Source organism: Saccharopolyspora antiqui (genome assembly GCF_052246905.1).
Taxonomy (GTDB): Bacteria; Actinomycetota; Actinomycetes; order Mycobacteriales; family Pseudonocardiaceae; genus Saccharopolyspora.
Genome location: NZ_JBQQBO010000001.1, coordinates 804,613 through 820,043 on the forward strand (window position 1 = coordinate 804,613; position 15,431 = coordinate 820,043).

A 15,431-nucleotide genomic window follows, 5' to 3' on the forward strand; every position below is an offset into this window, starting at 1 on the left:
CTCCGGGTGCTGTCACGCCGTGCTTGCGAGCCAGTCGGCGATCCCACGAACGGCGTCGGTACATCCGCCGCAGCCGGTGGTGGCTCTGGTCGCGGTGGCCAGTTCGGACACCGTCGTCGCGCCATCGCGGAACGCCTCGATCAGGCGTCCCTTGGTCACCGAGTTGCACTGGCAGACCTTGGCCGACGCGGGCTGCTCGGCTGGGCTGCTCGCGGCGCCGCTGGGCGTGGTCCTGCCGAGCAGCAGGCCGAGCCGGTCTTCGGGGACCGGGATCCCGCGGTCGTAGAGCTGGGTTATGGTCGCGGCGGCGTTCGGCCAGCCAAGCAGGATCGCCCCGGTGACGCGGTCGTCGCGGAGCACCAGCTTCGCGTAGCGCCCGCGCTTGGGGTCGCTGAGGCTGAGCACCTCGGCGGTGTCGTCGGTGACCTCGGTGAGCGCCTCGCCGAGGGATGCGAGGTCGATCTCCTTGGTCTTCAACCGGGTCAGCACCGGGGTGCCCCGGTACCGCGCCGCGGTCCTGGTCCCGGTCAGCAGATCGGCGAGGACGTCGGCTTGCTCCCATGCCGGCTGCACCAGGCCGGACACCGTGCCGGGGTGCTGCGCGCAGTCGCCGATGGCGTGCACCCGGCCGTCGCTGGTGCGCAGCGCGTCGTCCACGAGCACACCGCGGTCCACCGCGATCTCGGCCGCTGCGGCCAGGCCGGTCTGGGCCCGCACCCCGGCGGTGACGACCACGAGATCGGCGTCCACATGGCTGTCGTCGTCCAGCTTCAGCCCGTCGCCGGGCAGGTAGCGCACCGCGGTCGAACCGAGGCGGAACTCGACGCCCAGCTCGCCGAGCGCGCGGGCGAGCACCCGGCCGCCCTCGCGGTCGAGCTGGCGCTCCATCAGGTGCCCGACCTGGTGCACGACGGTGACCGAGTTGCCCCTGCGCGCGAGCCCGTGGGCCGCTTCGAGCCCGAGCAGCCCGCCCCCGATCACCGCTACCGGAGCGCCGATCCGGGCCATGCCGAGGATGCGCTCGCAGTCGTCCAGGCTGCGGAACGCCACCACACCGTCGGCGGGAAGCCCATCCTCGCCGAGCAGCCCTTCGATCGGCGGCAGGATCGGCTTGCTGCCGGTGGCCAGCACCAGCGAGTCGTAACCGACGGTCGAACCGTCCGCGAGCTTGACCCGGCGCGCCGCCCGGTCGATGCGCGTGGCGGCAACGCCGAGCCGCAAGGTGACGCCGTGCTCCCCGGCCCAGTCCGCGTCGTGCAGTCGGACTGCGTCCGGCCGCATGGTTCCGGCCAGCAGAGCGGAGAGCAGGACGCGGTTGTAGGCGTGGTGCGGCTCTTCTCCGATCACGGTGAGCGCGACCCGCGCACCGTCCGGGTCTCGGCGGCGGATCTCCTCCGCGAGCCGGGCACCCGCCATCCCGTACCCGAGCACCACCACATGCCGGGGGGTCATCACGCACCATCCACTATAGACAGTTTGACCGCGCAGACCTTGAACTCGGGCATCCCGCTGGTCGGGTCCAGTGCCGGGTTGGTGAGCAGGTTCGCCCGCTGCGCACCGGGAAAGTGGAACGGCAGGAAGACCAGATCGATCCCCATCGACGGCACGCACCGCACCCGCGCGATGGTCTCGCCGCGACGCGACGCGATCCGCGCCCAGTCGCCGTCGGCGAGCCCGGCGCGAGCCGCGGTGTCCGGGTGGACCTCCACGAATGCCTCCGGCACCGCCTCGGTCAGCTCATCCACCAGCCGGGTCTGCGCACCTGACTGGTAGTGCTGCAGCACGCGTCCGGTGGTTGCTTGCAAGGGAAACTCGGTATCCGGGGGCTCGGCGGGACCGGTGTACTCGACCGGCACGAACCGGGCTTTGCCGTCCGGGTGCGCGAACCGGTCGAGGAACATCCTCGGCGTGCCGGGATGGGTGGCCTCCGGCACCGGCCAGTAGAGCGCTTCACCGGCGCGCAGCCGGTCGTAGCTGATCCCCGAGTAGTCCGCGACGCCGCCCTTCGACGCGGCGCACAACTCCGCGAACACGGTCTCCGCGTCGGTCGGGAAGCGCTCCGCGGGCTGGCCGAGCCGGGTGGCCAGGCCAGCCAGCACATCGAGGTCGGTGCGCACGCCGGGCGGCGGGTCGAAGGCGCGCTTGCGCAGCAGGACCCGGCCTTCCAGGTTGGTCATCGTGCCGTCCTCTTCCGCCCACTGGGTCACCGGCAGCACCACGTCGGCGAGTGCCGAGGTCTCGGAGAGCACGAGATCCGCACACACCAGGAGCTCTACTGTGGACATCAGGTCCGCGATGCGCGCGGAGTGGGGCGCGGAGACCACCGGATTGCTGCCGAACACCAGGAGTGCGCGCGGCCCGTCCGCAGTGCCCAGCGCGTCCAGCAGTTCGTACGCGGACCGGCCGGGACCGGGAATCTCGGCGGGATCGACACCCCAGACCCGAGCCACGTGCTCGCGGGCGGCCGGGTCGTCGATCTTGCGGTAACCGGGTAGCTGGTCGGCTTTCTGGCCGTGCTCGCGGCCGCCCTGGCCGTTGCCCTGCCCGGTCAGGCAGCCGAACCCGGAGCCAGGCTTTCCGGGAAGTCCCAGCGCCAGCGCCAGGTTGATCCACGCGCTGACCGTATCCACGCCGGTGGCGTGCTGCTCTGCGCCGCGCGCGGTGAGAATGTAGGCGTTGCGGGCATTCGCCAGCTTCGCGGCCACCGTGCACTGGTCGGCGGCGGACACGCCGGTCACCCGCTCCGCTCGCTCCGGCCACCACCGGGACGCGATCCGCCACACCGCGGAGAATCCGCGCGTCCGCTCATCTATGTACGACTGATCGACACCGATCTCGGTGACCAGGGCGTGCAGGATTCCCAGTGCCAGCGCGAGATCCTTACCTGGGGACGGCGTGAGGTGCAGGTTGGCCCGCGCGGCGGTCGGGGTGCGTCGCGGATCGGCGACGATCAGGCCGCCAAGGCTCCTGGCCTGCTCAAGGTGTTTGACCAACGGCGGCATCGTCTCCGCGGGGTTCGCGCCGACCAGCAGCACGACGTCCGCGTCGGCGAGATCGGTGAGCGGGAACGGCAGCCCGCGGTCGAGGCCGAACGCCCGGTTCCCCGCCGCAGCGGCCGAGGACATGCAGAACCGACCGTTGTAGTCGACCTGCGACGTGCCGAGCGCGACCCGAGCGAACTTGCCCAGCAGGTAGGACTTCTCGTTGGTCAAGCCACCACCGCCGAACACCGCGGCGGCATCCTTGCCGTGCCTGGCCTGGATTTCGGTGAGCTTGCCCGCGATGAGGCCGAGCGCGGCGTCCCAGCTCGCCGGGCGCAGCTCGCCGTCAAGGCGGACCAGCGGCGTGGTCAGGCGGGCCGGCGAGGTGAGTAGCGAGCCCGCGGTCCAGCCCTTCTGGCACAGGCCACCCGCGTTGGTCGGGAACTGCCGCGGCGCGACCTCCGCCCCCGCTCCCCCGCCCGCGGTGACGCTCATGCCGCATTGCAGTGCGCAGTATGGACAGTGGGTGGCCACTGCCGTCCGTGGCTCTGGCTCGGTCAGCGTCACGAGCACCTCGCCGCCCCGGTATTCCGAATCAACCGAAGTGCCAACGGAAGCTGCGATTTACCCGCATGCGACCGCCGCACGAAATCCAACGTTTCATCCAACGTCACAACATATTCCGGCACACTCACCGACGGCCTGCACAACGTAGCCAAAACCAGCATCAACCCTCGTCAACCAAAAACCCACCCACAACCGCCACAACACAAACCCCTCGCACACACCCCACTCCGCCCCACTTGCCACCCACTTGGCGCCCACTTGGCACCCACCCCCACCAACAAACCACCAAGCCAACACCAACCCGCCCAACAGCCCCAACCAAGCCGACCAACCAACACTGGACACACACCAGCGGCAGAGGAACACCACCATGCCCGATCCGGATCGGCGTCGGAGCAACCGCTGCGCTGGTCGATTCTGAACCGGCAGAAATCACCTCGCCGCACCTTGCTCATGTCCTCGTGCGCCGCCGAGCCAGCGACCGCACAAATTCCGTCGAACAACGGAGAAGGAGCTTGTCTCGATGAAGGGCCTCGCGGTCAACAACTCGATGCGGAAGCGCGGTCTTTATCTCGGCGTCCTGCCGGAAACGGCCGCGGACAAGAACGGTTCGATGCCGCTCACTCTTGATCACGATCTGGACGCCCTCCCCCAGGCGGGACGGCGTCTGACGGTGGCCGAGCTCGCCGAGCACGTGGACGACCTGGCTGGCCGACTGTGGGCGGCTGGGGTTCGGCCCGGAGAACGCATCGCGATCCACAAAGTCGCCAACTTCGATGTGTGGGTGCTCGCTTCCGCGGCGGCGCGCGTCGGAGCAGTCCCCGTGATGCTGTCGCCCGCCTTGGATGCCGCGACCGTCGGTGCACTGCTTGGTCGGCTGGAGCAGCCGCACCTGCTAACTGACGTGCACAAGCTTGACGTGCTGGCCGACGTGCCGCTGGCAGACCTCACGAATCGGGTGATTATCGTTGCTGGGAGCAGGCCAGGTGCGGCATCGCTCACCGAGTTCGCCGGGTCTCCGCGGGTTCAACCGGTGCTCCAGGGATTGGACGAGCCCGCGATCATCACCCACACGTCCGGCACCACCGGGCTGCCCAAGCTCATCGTGCACACGCCGCGGACCCAGCGTGCCCGGCTGCGGCCACAATTGTTCCTCCTGTCCTTGATGAGGAAACGGGAGACCGTCGCGATCAGCATCCCCTTCGTGCATTCTCGCCTGTACGCGGCGATGGCTTTGTGCCTGTTGCAGGGAATGCCGGTTCTGCTCATGCGAGAGTCCGCTCCGGACAAGGTCGCCACGTTCTTCCTGAAGAACCGGCCAGGACTCATCGAGGTGCTTCCCAACTCGTTGATGGAATGGGAGGGGCTTACCGACGATCCGCGAAAGCCGTTCGCGTCAGTGAAGTACTTCAGCAGCACGTTCGACGCGATTCACCCGGGAACGATGAGTCGGCTGCTCAACTCCTCCGCGCGGCGCGCACCGCTGTTCTTCCAGATCTACGGGCAGAGCGAGGTCGGTCCGGCAGTCGGCCGACCTTACTTCCGCAAGACCGCCCACCGAACCGACGGGCGCTGCGTTGGTTTCGCACTGCCGGGCAGCGCGAGGGTTCGGGTGGTCAGCCGGGGCGGTAAGCGGCCGTCCAAGAAAAATCCGGGCTTCATCGAGGTCAAGTGGCCGGGCATCGCGAAAGCCTATTTCGGCGAGCAGGAGCGCTACGACGCCAACCTGAACGGCGGCTGGTGGCGCACCGGGGACGTCGGTTACTTCACCTGGCGTGGCTGCCTGCACATGCTCGACCGGGAGGTGGACGTCATCCCCGGAGTAACCAGCAGCCTTGAGATCGAGGATCTGGTGTTGGGCAGGCTGCGAGAGCTGAGCGAGCTCGTCGTGGTGTCGGGTCCGAATTCCGAGCCGATCCCGGTGATCTGCACCCACGAGGACAAACCGCTGGACCGAGACCGCTGGCGCGAGGCCGTCGCCGAGTTCCCCCACTTGGCCGCCCCGGTCCAGATCCCGTTTGCCGAGCTGCCTCGGACCGGCACGCTGAAGGTGCGGCGGACCGAGCTGTCTCGCAAGCTCGGCGAGAACATGACGGACCCGGCGTAAACCGCGGTCAGCTGAACACCAGGTTTGACGCAGCGCCGACATTCGACCGGCGCATCCAGCGTCCCCGTGAAACGCCGCCGGGGCAGCAACATCCCGACTGCTACCGCTCTCGAACGACTCAGGTATGGCGGCCATGGTGCCGCCATCGTCGTTCGTCCGTCGTCGACTTTGTGAGGCTCGATTCCGGTGTTTGGTCGTGTCGCGATCGTCAACCGGGGAGAGGCCGCGATGCGGCTGCTCCACGCTGTCGGTGAGCTCAACGCTGAGGGTGGCCCACGGATCGAAACGGTGGCTTTGCACACCGACGTGGATGCCACGGCCACATTCGTGCGGGAGGCAGATGTGGCCTACTGCCTCGGTCCCGCCTCGGCGCGGCCCTATCTTGATCTGGCCGTGTTAGAGCGGGCCTTGGTCGAGACCGGTGCCGATGCCGCGTGGGTTGGCTGGGGCTTCGTGGCCGAGGATCCGGCGTTCGCCGAGTTGTGCGCGAAGTTGGGTGTGCGGTTCATCGGGCCGGATGCTGAGGCGATGCGCAGGCTGGGCAACAAGATCGGGGCCAAGTTGCTCGCTGAGCAGGTCGGTGTGCCGGTCGCGCCGTGGAGTCGCGGCCCCGTGGCGGACCTCGATGCGGCGCGGCGGGCAGCCGAGCGGATTGGCTACCCGTTGATGCTCAAAGCGAGCGCGGGCGGGGGTGGTCGCGGCATCCGGGTTGTCACCGGTGCGGAGGAGCTCGCCGAGGCCCACGCGCGGACGGTCCCGGAGGCCGAACGCGCGTTTGGCAGCGGTGAGGTGTTTCTGGAGCGCTTGGTAACCGGTGCCCGACACGTGGAAGTGCAGGTGATCGCCGACGGACAGGGCGGGGCGTGGGCGCTGGGAGTGCGGGATTGCTCGGTGCAGCGGCGCAACCAGAAGATCATCGAGGAGTCGTGCTCGCCGGTGCTGTCGGCCGAGCAGGCCGCCGAGCTGAAGGCATCGGCGCAGCGGCTGGTAGTCGTCGTTGGCTACTGCGGCGCGGCGACGGTGGAGTTCCTCTACCAGCCCGAAGAGAAGATGTTCGCCTTTCTTGAGGTGAACACCCGGTTGCAGGTCGAGCATCCCGTCACCGAGGTCACGACCGGCATGGACCTGGTCAAGGCCCAGTTGCGGGTCGCTGCCGGTGGCAGGTTGCAGGGTGCGGAGCCCAGCGAGTTCGGCCATGCCATCGAGGCCCGGCTGAATGCGGAGGATCCGGACCGCGGCTTCGCGCCCGCGCCCGGACGGATCGCGCTGCTTGAGCTGCCCGCCGGTCCCGGCATTCGGGTAGACACCGGCGTCCGGGAGGGCGACAGCATCCCTGCGGATTTCGACTCGATGATCGCTAAGATCATCGCCTACGGCCGCGACCGTGGTGAGGCGTTGGCCCGGCTGCGCCACGCGATCCGCGAGACCACGGTGCTGATCGAGGGCGGAACCACCAACAAGAGCTTTTTGCTGGATCTGCTGGAGCAGCCGGAGGTGATCGCGGGCAGCGCCGACACCGGCTGGATCGATCGGGTTCGCGCCGACGGTCGCCTGGTCTCGCAGGCCCGCAGCGGTATCGCGCTGGCCGCCGCGGCCATTGAGGCGTACCAGGATGCGAGGCTGGTCGAGGTGCAGCGGCTGCTGTCCACCGCGCGCGGCGGGCGTCCGCAGGTGCAGCACGAAGTTGGCCGTCCCAGCAAACTCACGCTGCGCGGCGTGAGTTATCGGCTTGCCGTCGCCGAGACCGGTCCGGGCCGCTACCGCGTCGGGTTCGGCCTCGGCACCGGGGATGAGGTGGCCACCGTCGAGACGGTGCTGGAGCGCTTCTGCGCCCACACCGGGCAGATTCGGCTCAACGACCACCGTTTTCGGCTGGTGACCGGTATGCACGGCCCGATCCACCTGGTCGAGGTTGACGGCGTGACCCACCGGATCAGCCACGACGAGGGCGGGGTCGTGCGGGCGCCCTCCCCGGCATTGGTGGTGGCGACCCCGTTGGTGGTCGGGGACGAGATCGAGGCCGACGCCCCGGTGCTGGTGTTGGAAAGCATGAAGATGGAGACCGTCCTGCGGGCGCCGTGGCGGGCGCGGCTGACCGAGTCGCTGGTCTCGGTCGGCAGCCAGGTCGAGCCCGGCGCGCCGCTGCTGCGTTTGGAACCGCTGGGCGATGACGACGAAGGCGAAGAGTTCGCCGCTGCCGCGACGGCCGCCATCGAACTGGACCTGCCCGCCGAGGCCGATGGGCGTGGCGCGCAGCACCGCGCCGAGCGTGGCCTGGCGGAGCTGCGCGGCGCGCTGCTGGGCTTCGACGTCGACCCGCGCGACGACAGCCGCACGCTGGCCGACTACCGCACCGCGCGCGCTGAGCTGCCGCAGCGGCCGCTGGCGTCCGAGGTCGGGTTGCTGGAGGTTTTCGCCGATCTGTGCGAGCTCAGCCGCAACAAGCCGGAGGTTGCGGAGACCACGGCCGAAACGCGGGTGCACAGCCCGCGCGAGTACTTCCACGCCTACCTGCAGAGCCTCGATGTCGAGCGCGCCGGGTTGCCGGAGACGTTTCGGGGGCGCCTGGCCCGCGCGCTGAGCCACTACGGGGTCGAGGGGCTGGAGCGCACGCCCGCATTGGAGGAGGCGGTCTTCCGGATCTTTCTTGCCCAGCAGCGCGCCGGTTCTGACGTCACGGTGATCATCACCCTGTTGCGGCAGTGGCTGTCCGAGGCACCGCCGCGCGGTGGCTTGCGCCAGACCGTTGCCCGGGCGCTGGAGCATTTGATCCGCGCCACGCAGCTGCGTTTTCCGGTTGTTGGTGACCTCGCCCGAAGTCTGGTGTTCCGCTGGTTCACCCAGCCGTTGCTGCGCCGGGCCCGCGCCGAGGTCTACACCCGAGTGCGCGGCCACCTGCGCTACCTCGACCGCCATCCGGACGCGGCCGACCGCGGCGAGCGGATCGCCGACATGGTCGCCAGCCCCGAGCCGCTGGTGCGGCTGCTGGGCCAGCGCATCGACCGTCCCGGCGCCGACACGGGCCCGCTGCTCGAAGTCCTCAGCCGCCGCTACTACCGCGAGCACACGCTCTCCGGCGTGCGCTGCGCGTCCATCGGGCGCCGACCGGTGGTCACCGGAGCGTACGAGATCGACGGCCAGCCCCGGCGGCTGCTGGCAACCGTCGCCGACTTCGGTGATCTGTCCGCGGCGCTGGCGACGGTCGCGCGGATGGCTGCGGCGGAAGGGGACTCGACCGCGTTGGTCGCCGACATCTACGTCACCTGGGCCGACCAGCCCACCGACGCCGAGGAGATGGCCGCCGAGCTGGGTGCGGCACTGTCGGCCGCCGCGCTGCCCCGCGGGCTGCGCCGGGTCACCACGACGGTCGCCGGGCGCAGCGGCGCAGCTATGCACCACCACTTCACGTTCCGGCCGTCCTCGACCGGCCTGACCGAGGACCGGCTGATCCGCGGCCTGCACCCGCTGATCGCGCGGCGGCTGCAGCTGCAGCGGCTGCAGCGTTTCGAGCTCACCCGGCTGCCCTCCGCCGACGAGGACGTCTATCTGCTGCGGTGTGTCGCGCCGACAAACCCCTCCGACGAGCGGCTGGTCGCGATGGCGCAGGTACGCGACCTCACCCCGCTGCACGATGACGAGGGTCGCATCCTCGCGCTGCCCGCGGCCGAAGGCGCGCTCGACGCGTGCCTGGTCGCCATCCGCAACATGCAGGCGCAACGTTCGGCGACCAAGCGGCTGGACACCAACCGCATCGTCATCTACGTGTGGCCGCCCAGCGACCTCACACCCAAGGAGCTGCACGCCGTCGTCCAGCGGGTGGCGCCGACCACCGCTGGCGCCGGGGTCGAGGAGGTCCTGTTCCTCGGCCGCCAACGCGACCGGGACACCGGCGCGCTGGACCCGGTGGCCGTGCGGGCGTCCTACGACGCCGCAACCGGGGTCCGGCTGACCGTCACCGACCCGCCAACCGACCTGATCCACCCGCTGGACGACTACGGCCAGAAGGTGTTGCGGGCGCGACGCCGCGGCGCGGTTTACCCCTACGAGCTCACCGACGTCATCGCCGGTTCGGGCGGGGCGTTCACCGAGCACGACCTCGACGACGCGGGCGCGCTGGCACCGGTCGACCGGCCGAAGGGACTGAACAAGGTCGGCATCGTGGCCGGGGTCGCGACCACACCGACCCAGCGGTACCCGGAGGGCATGACCCGCGTGGTTCTGCTGGGCGACCCGACCAAGTCGCTCGGCGCACTGTCCGAACCGGAATGTGCCCGGATCATCGCGGCGCTGGACCTCGCGCAGCGGCTACGGGTGCCGGTGGAGTGGTACGCGCTGTCGGCGGGTGCCCGCATCGCGATGGACTCCGGCACCGAGAACATGGACTGGATCGCAGCCGCCCTGCGCCGCATCGTGCACTTCACCCAGGACGGCGGCGAAATCAACATCGTGGTGGCCGGAATCAACGTCGGCGCCCAGCCGTACTGGAACGCCGAGGCCACCATGCTCATGCACACCAAGGGAATCCTGGTGATGACGCCGGACTCGGCGATGGTGCTCACCGGCAAGCAGTCGCTGGACTTCTCCGGCGGCGTCTCCGCCGAGGACAACTTCGGCATCGGCGGCTACGACCGGGTGATGGGCCCGAACGGCCAAGCGCAGTACTGGGCGCCGAACCTGCAGGCCGCGCACGGCGTGCTGCTGTCGCATTACGACCACAGCTACGTTCTGCCCGGCGAGCACGCACCGCGCCAGGTCGGCACCACCGACCCCGTCGACCGGGATATCTCCGACTACCCGCACACCATCACCGGCAGCGAGTTCACCATCGTCGGACAAATCTTCTCCCGCGAGGCCAATCCAGACCGCAAGAAACCCTTCGACATCCGCACCGTGATGCGCGCACTGTCCGATCAGGACCACCCGGTTCTGGAACGCTGGGCCGGCATGGCCGAAGCGGACACCGCCGTGGTACAAGATGTGCACCTCGGCGGGCGGCCGGTGAGCCTGCTCGGCATCGAGTCGCGGTCGGTGCCACGGCGCGGGTTCCCGCCCACCGACGGCCCGGACACCTACACGGCGGGCACGCTGCACCCCCGCTCGTCGAAGAAAGTCGCCCGCGCCATCAACGCCGCCAGCGGCAACCGGCCGCTGGTCGTACTGGCGAACCTGTCCGGATTCGACGGCTCACCGGAATCGATGCGCAAGCTCCAGCTGGAATACGGCGCCGAGATCGGCCGAGCCGTCGTCAACTTCCGCGGACCCATCGTGTTCTGCGTCATCTCGCGCTACCACGGCGGCGCGTTCGTCGTGTTCTCCAAGGCGCTCAACCCGAACATGACCGTGCTCGCCATCGATGGCTCGTACGCCTCCGTGCTCGGCGGCGCGCCCGCCGCGGCGGTAGTTTTCGCCGCCGAGGTCAACGCGCGCACCGCCGCTGACCCCCGGGTGGAAAAACTGGAAACCCGCATAGCCTCCGCCGAACAGTCCGAGCGAGCCGACCTCACCTCCCAGCTGGCCGACGTGCGAGCATCGGTGCGCGCCGAGAAGCTGGGCGAGGTCGCCGCCGAGTTCGACAGCGTGCATTCCATCCAACGAGCCCAGCGAGTTGGTTCCGTCGATGCAATCATCCGACCGGAACAGCTGCGGCCCCAGATCATCGACACCATCGAGCGCGGTCTGGCCCGGGCATAGACGGGAATGACCCGCCACCCCTGCTACCCGCGCAGCCGCTGGTTCCCGGATGCGGCGCCAACCATCGGCGGCCCAGCCCTTCCAACCTCGGTTCGCGGGCGCAGGGGTGTGAACCCACCTATATCAGTTCGTATGCGGGCTTCCCACTGCGATCAGGTTATGCCGTCGCCGTAGCGCCGTTGCCCGGCTCGGCTCGGCTCGTAGCGATCGGTTCCGGCGGGCTGCGAAGTAGTGGAGCTGCCGAAGTTTCCGATGCGGCTCTGTTCCAGGTGCCGTATCGACGACTCGGCAAGATCACCGTCGCAGGGCGCCGCCGTCCTCAACCGGCTGGAGCCGCGGCGAAGTCATGCCGAACTGCGGTGCGGCCGTGGGTCTGTCAAGCATTGGCATGATCGGTGCGCCTGGGATCGGAAGCATGTCCAGAGCCGGATCCTGATTCAGGATCTTGCGCTCCAGGTACTGCAGCGCTGGCCTGGGGTCAATTCCCAACTCCTCTGCCAGCCTCATCTTGATGGTCCGCAACACCGCTAGTGCGTCGGCCTGTCGCCCGGCCCGGTACAATCCCAGGCTCAGCAGCTCCCAGCTGTATTCGCGCAGCGGATGGGCCTGCACGAATGCCTCCAATTCGGCCACCGCGACCTGATGGGCACGCATGGCCAGCAACGCCGCGCAGCGCCCCTCAACAACCGATAACCGCATCTCCTCCAGTCGCGCTACATCCGGCACCACACAGCTAGCATTGGCCATATCCGCATACGCTGGTCCCCGCCACAATGCCAATCCCGCCTCGAACTCGCGCAACGCCTGCCGCGGATCACCCCGATCCCACGCCTGCCACCCCGAAGTAGCGCGCTCGCCAAACTGATGGACATCGACGTCGACAACGCGGCTGTCCAGCAGATAACCCGAAGGGTGAGTGCGCAATACGGTCGGCGGTGTCCGCGGAGCCCGGTCCGGTTCCAACACGCGCCGTAATTTGGCCACAAGCGCCTGCAACGAGGTCATCGCCGACGGCGGCGGAGGTCCGGTCCACAACTCTTCCCGCATCACATCCACCGCCACCGGCTGACCCACCCGGCTCACCAACAACGCGAGCAACGCACGCTGCTTTGGCGCACCTAGATCTACCTGGCGACCAGCGACCACCGCCTCTAGTGGACCCAACGCCCGAAACTCCACCATGATCTGTGGATCTCCCCGGGGCTCTGCCGGTTGTACATCGGTCCGTCGGAGAGAGTTCGACGGTTTCCGAAGTGAGGTTGCACCGACTTCTGCGTTGTTTTTATTCATGGTGCTAGTCCTTCCGACTCGAACAGCAGGAAGATGTAGCGAACACGCGATACGATGCTAAAGACACGCGCCCACACCGAGGCGGCACGGCCGCTGCGAATCCCGAATTTGCGGTATAGTTAAACAGCACACAGCCGAGTCCCCGCCCGGTGCTGTCCTGGGAATGCCCGTTCCGGTGCCAGCGGGTTACAACGATGTCCCTGGCGTCACCGCCGACAGAGCAGCGGGCAGCACGACGATGTTGGTGAAAATGTGCCCGAGCAGGCACACTCGCGATGCAACATCGGCACGCCCTCTCCGGTGGACGGTGAATAAGCGATGAAGCTACGGTGGGCCAGCTCCAGTATCGCCTCGCATCGGATGCGGTCGCGCGCAAACATCTGCGATCCACGGGTTCGACAACGATCGCTCCCCCTCATTTGGCGAGGTCTTTGCGGCGTTGAGCGCGGGCATTCTGCACCTCCGATCATATGAGGCTGGCTAGGCTGTCGTCACTGACCCGGGTGATCTTAGCGTCGAATTAGCTCAATTAGTAACGCTGCATCCCCCAAAGTCTCTCCAGAGTTTTCCTCTCGTTTGTCGCACGGCTCCGGCACCAGGTCCGTGCGGACCTGCGCATCGAGCACGTGCTTCGCCGGGAGCCGATCGTGCGGATACCCGCCAGCGTCACCGCAGCCGCTGGCGAGCCGGATGCAGCGATAGCCTCCTCCCAGAGGTGGTCCGCCACGATGCCCTTCACCGCGGGACTCGTACTGTGCCGGAGCGCCTGATTTCGCTGTGCGGAGTAATGTTCCGGGCATGCCAGAGTTAATCAGTGCACCGACCCGAATCCCGGTACCCGGCGGCAAGGTGATCGACGAGTACGTGGGGCGAGTGAACAGCCGGACCGAGCCGGTGTCAGTGGCACATATGGTCGCGCCTGCTGGTTGGGACGAACCCGCGCAGACTCCGGAGTTCGACGAGTACACGGTCGTACTGCGTGGTCTGCTGCGGGTCGAGCACAGCGGCCAGGTGACGGAGGTGGCCGCCGGACAAGCCGTGATTGCCCGTGCCGGCGAGACGATCCGCTACACCGCACCCGATGGCGCCGAGTACATCGCGGTCTGCCTGCCAGCCTTCGACCCGGAGCTAGCGCACAGGGACGACTAAGCCTGTGCCGTGCCATTATCCAGGGCTGGCACGCTGACCTGCCGTTTTACCTCTCCCCAGACCGCACCACTGCATCTTGATTTGTGGCGGACACGCTGGCCTGACAGTTTCAGGTCGACTGGCATGTCCGAGGGGATCAGGCGCGCCTGCGTACGACAGTCGCCCGAGGAATGGCCGCCTGGAGAATTGGGGTGGACGCGCAATGAGCTTGTGGGATGATGACGCCGTGGCAGAGCGATACCCGCAAATGGCGGAGGAAATACTCGCTGAAATTGATGTGGCACTGGAACTGCCCGCAGCCCAACAACCCGAATGGCCCAACCCCTCGGTCGTAGCAGAAGTTCGCGAACTCCTCAAACAGGTTCCTCCAGTGACGGTCTCCGGAGAAGTCGAACAATTGCGCAAGAATCTCGCTTCCGTTGCCCATGGCGAAGCATTCCTGCTGCAGGGTGGCGACTGCGCGGAAACCTTCGCGGGTAACACCGAACCGCACATCCGCGCGAACCTTCGCACGCTCCTGCAAATGGCGTTGGTGCTCACCTACGGCGCCAGCATGCCCGTCGTCAAGGTCGGCCGGATCGCGGGCCAGTACGGCAAGCCCCGGTCGAGTCCGACGGACTCCTCGGGGCTGCCCTCCTACCGAGGCGACTTGATCAATGCCCAGGATGCCAACGCGGCGGCGCGCGTTCCGGACCCCCACCGACTGGTGCGGGCCTACGCCAACGCGAGCGCGACCATGAACCTGGTACGGGCGCTGACTCAGGCGGGCATGGCCGACCTGGCCGAAGCGCACGCCTGGAACCGGGAGTTCGTGCTGAACTCCCCCGCCGGCAAGCGGTACGAGTCGATGGCCACCGAGATCGACTTCGCGCTGCGGTTCATATCTGCGTGCGACGTGGATGACTATAGCCTGCACACCACCGAGCTCTACGCCAGCCACGAGGCCCTGGTGCTCGACTACGAGCGGGCAATGCTGCGATTTGGCCACAGCACCGGCAAACCCCTCGCCTACGACCTGTCCGGTCACTTCCTGTGGATCGGTGACCGCACCCGCCAACTCGACGGCGCGCACGTCGCGTTCGCCGAGCGGATCGCGAACCCGATCGGCGTGAAGATTGGCCCCACCACCACGCCCGACATAGCGGTGGAGTACGTCGAGCGGCTCGATGCCCGCAACGAGCCCGGGCGGCTGACGCTGATTTCGAGGATGGGCAACGACAAGGTGCGTGACCTGCTTCCGCCCATCGTGGAGCGGGTCGAGGCGTCGGGCCACAAGGTGGTCTGGCAGTGCGACCCCATGCACGGCAACACCGTCACGTCCAGCACGGGATACAAAACCCGCCACTTCGACCACATCCTCGACGAGGTGCTGGGGTTCTTCGAGGTCCACCAGGACCTTTCGACCTACCCAGGCGGGCTACACATCGAGCTCACCGGCGAGGACGTCACCGAATGCGTGGGCGGTGCCCAGGGCATCTCCGACACCGACCTCTGCGGACGCTACGACACCGCCATGGACCCGCGGCTGAACACCCAGCAGTCCCTGGAACTGGCCTTCTTCGTAGCCGAGATGCTGCGGGACAACCCGGTACTGCGAGCGCGTGACAGCCACCATCCGACCAGTGCAGGACGAAACCCCTGAGGAA

At 68.1% G+C, this 15,431-nt stretch carries 7 protein-coding genes; 4 read left to right on the forward strand and 3 right to left on the reverse strand.

Annotated elements, in window-relative coordinates; all coding sequences use genetic code 11:
- Window positions 1–12 precede the first annotated feature (12 nt).
- Window positions 13–1,452, reverse strand: coding sequence for an FAD-dependent oxidoreductase (locus tag ACTWQN_RS03570; protein WP_443201850.1), 1,440 nt, complete (start codon window positions 1,450–1,452; stop codon window positions 13–15).
- On the reverse strand, window positions 1,452–3,548 hold the full coding sequence (locus tag ACTWQN_RS03575) for a molybdopterin oxidoreductase family protein (RefSeq protein WP_443201851.1): 2,097 nt from the start codon (window positions 3,546–3,548) through the stop codon (window positions 1,452–1,454). Before ACTWQN_RS03575 ends, ACTWQN_RS03570 begins: the two co-directional genes overlap by 1 nt.
- Window positions 3,549–4,071: 523 nt before the next feature.
- Between ACTWQN_RS03575 and ACTWQN_RS03580 the strand changes: the two genes are divergently transcribed.
- Window positions 4,072–5,655 carry a class I adenylate-forming enzyme family protein gene (locus ACTWQN_RS03580; protein WP_443201852.1) on the forward strand — a complete coding sequence of 528 codons (1,584 nt, stop codon included), beginning with the start codon at window positions 4,072–4,074 and terminating at the stop codon, window positions 5,653–5,655.
- 186 nt (window positions 5,656–5,841) lie between these two features.
- Complete coding sequence (locus ACTWQN_RS03585; protein WP_443201853.1) at window positions 5,842–11,346, forward strand: ATP-binding protein; 5,505 nt, start codon at window positions 5,842–5,844, stop codon at window positions 11,344–11,346.
- A 294-nt stretch (window positions 11,347–11,640) separates the two neighbouring features.
- Here the strand turns inward: ACTWQN_RS03585 and ACTWQN_RS03590 are convergent, their stop codons facing one another.
- Window positions 11,641–12,636 carry an AfsR/SARP family transcriptional regulator gene (locus ACTWQN_RS03590; protein ID WP_443201854.1) on the reverse strand — a complete coding sequence of 332 codons (996 nt, stop codon included), beginning with the start codon at window positions 12,634–12,636 and terminating at the stop codon, window positions 11,641–11,643.
- Between the two features lie 798 nt (window positions 12,637–13,434).
- On the opposite strand from ACTWQN_RS03590, the gene ACTWQN_RS03595 reads away from it, so the two are divergent.
- Both ACTWQN_RS03595 and ACTWQN_RS03600 read left to right on the forward strand, forming a co-directional pair.
- Window positions 13,435–13,785: a cupin domain-containing protein gene (locus ACTWQN_RS03595; RefSeq protein ID WP_443201855.1), complete on the forward strand. Its 351-nt coding sequence runs from the start codon at window positions 13,435–13,437 to the stop codon at window positions 13,783–13,785.
- A gap of 247 nt (window positions 13,786–14,032) precedes the next feature.
- Window positions 14,033–15,427: a class II 3-deoxy-7-phosphoheptulonate synthase gene (locus ACTWQN_RS03600; RefSeq protein WP_443202015.1), complete on the forward strand. Its 1,395-nt coding sequence runs from the start codon at window positions 14,033–14,035 to the stop codon at window positions 15,425–15,427.
- The last annotated feature ends 4 nt before the right edge of the window (window positions 15,428–15,431 follow it).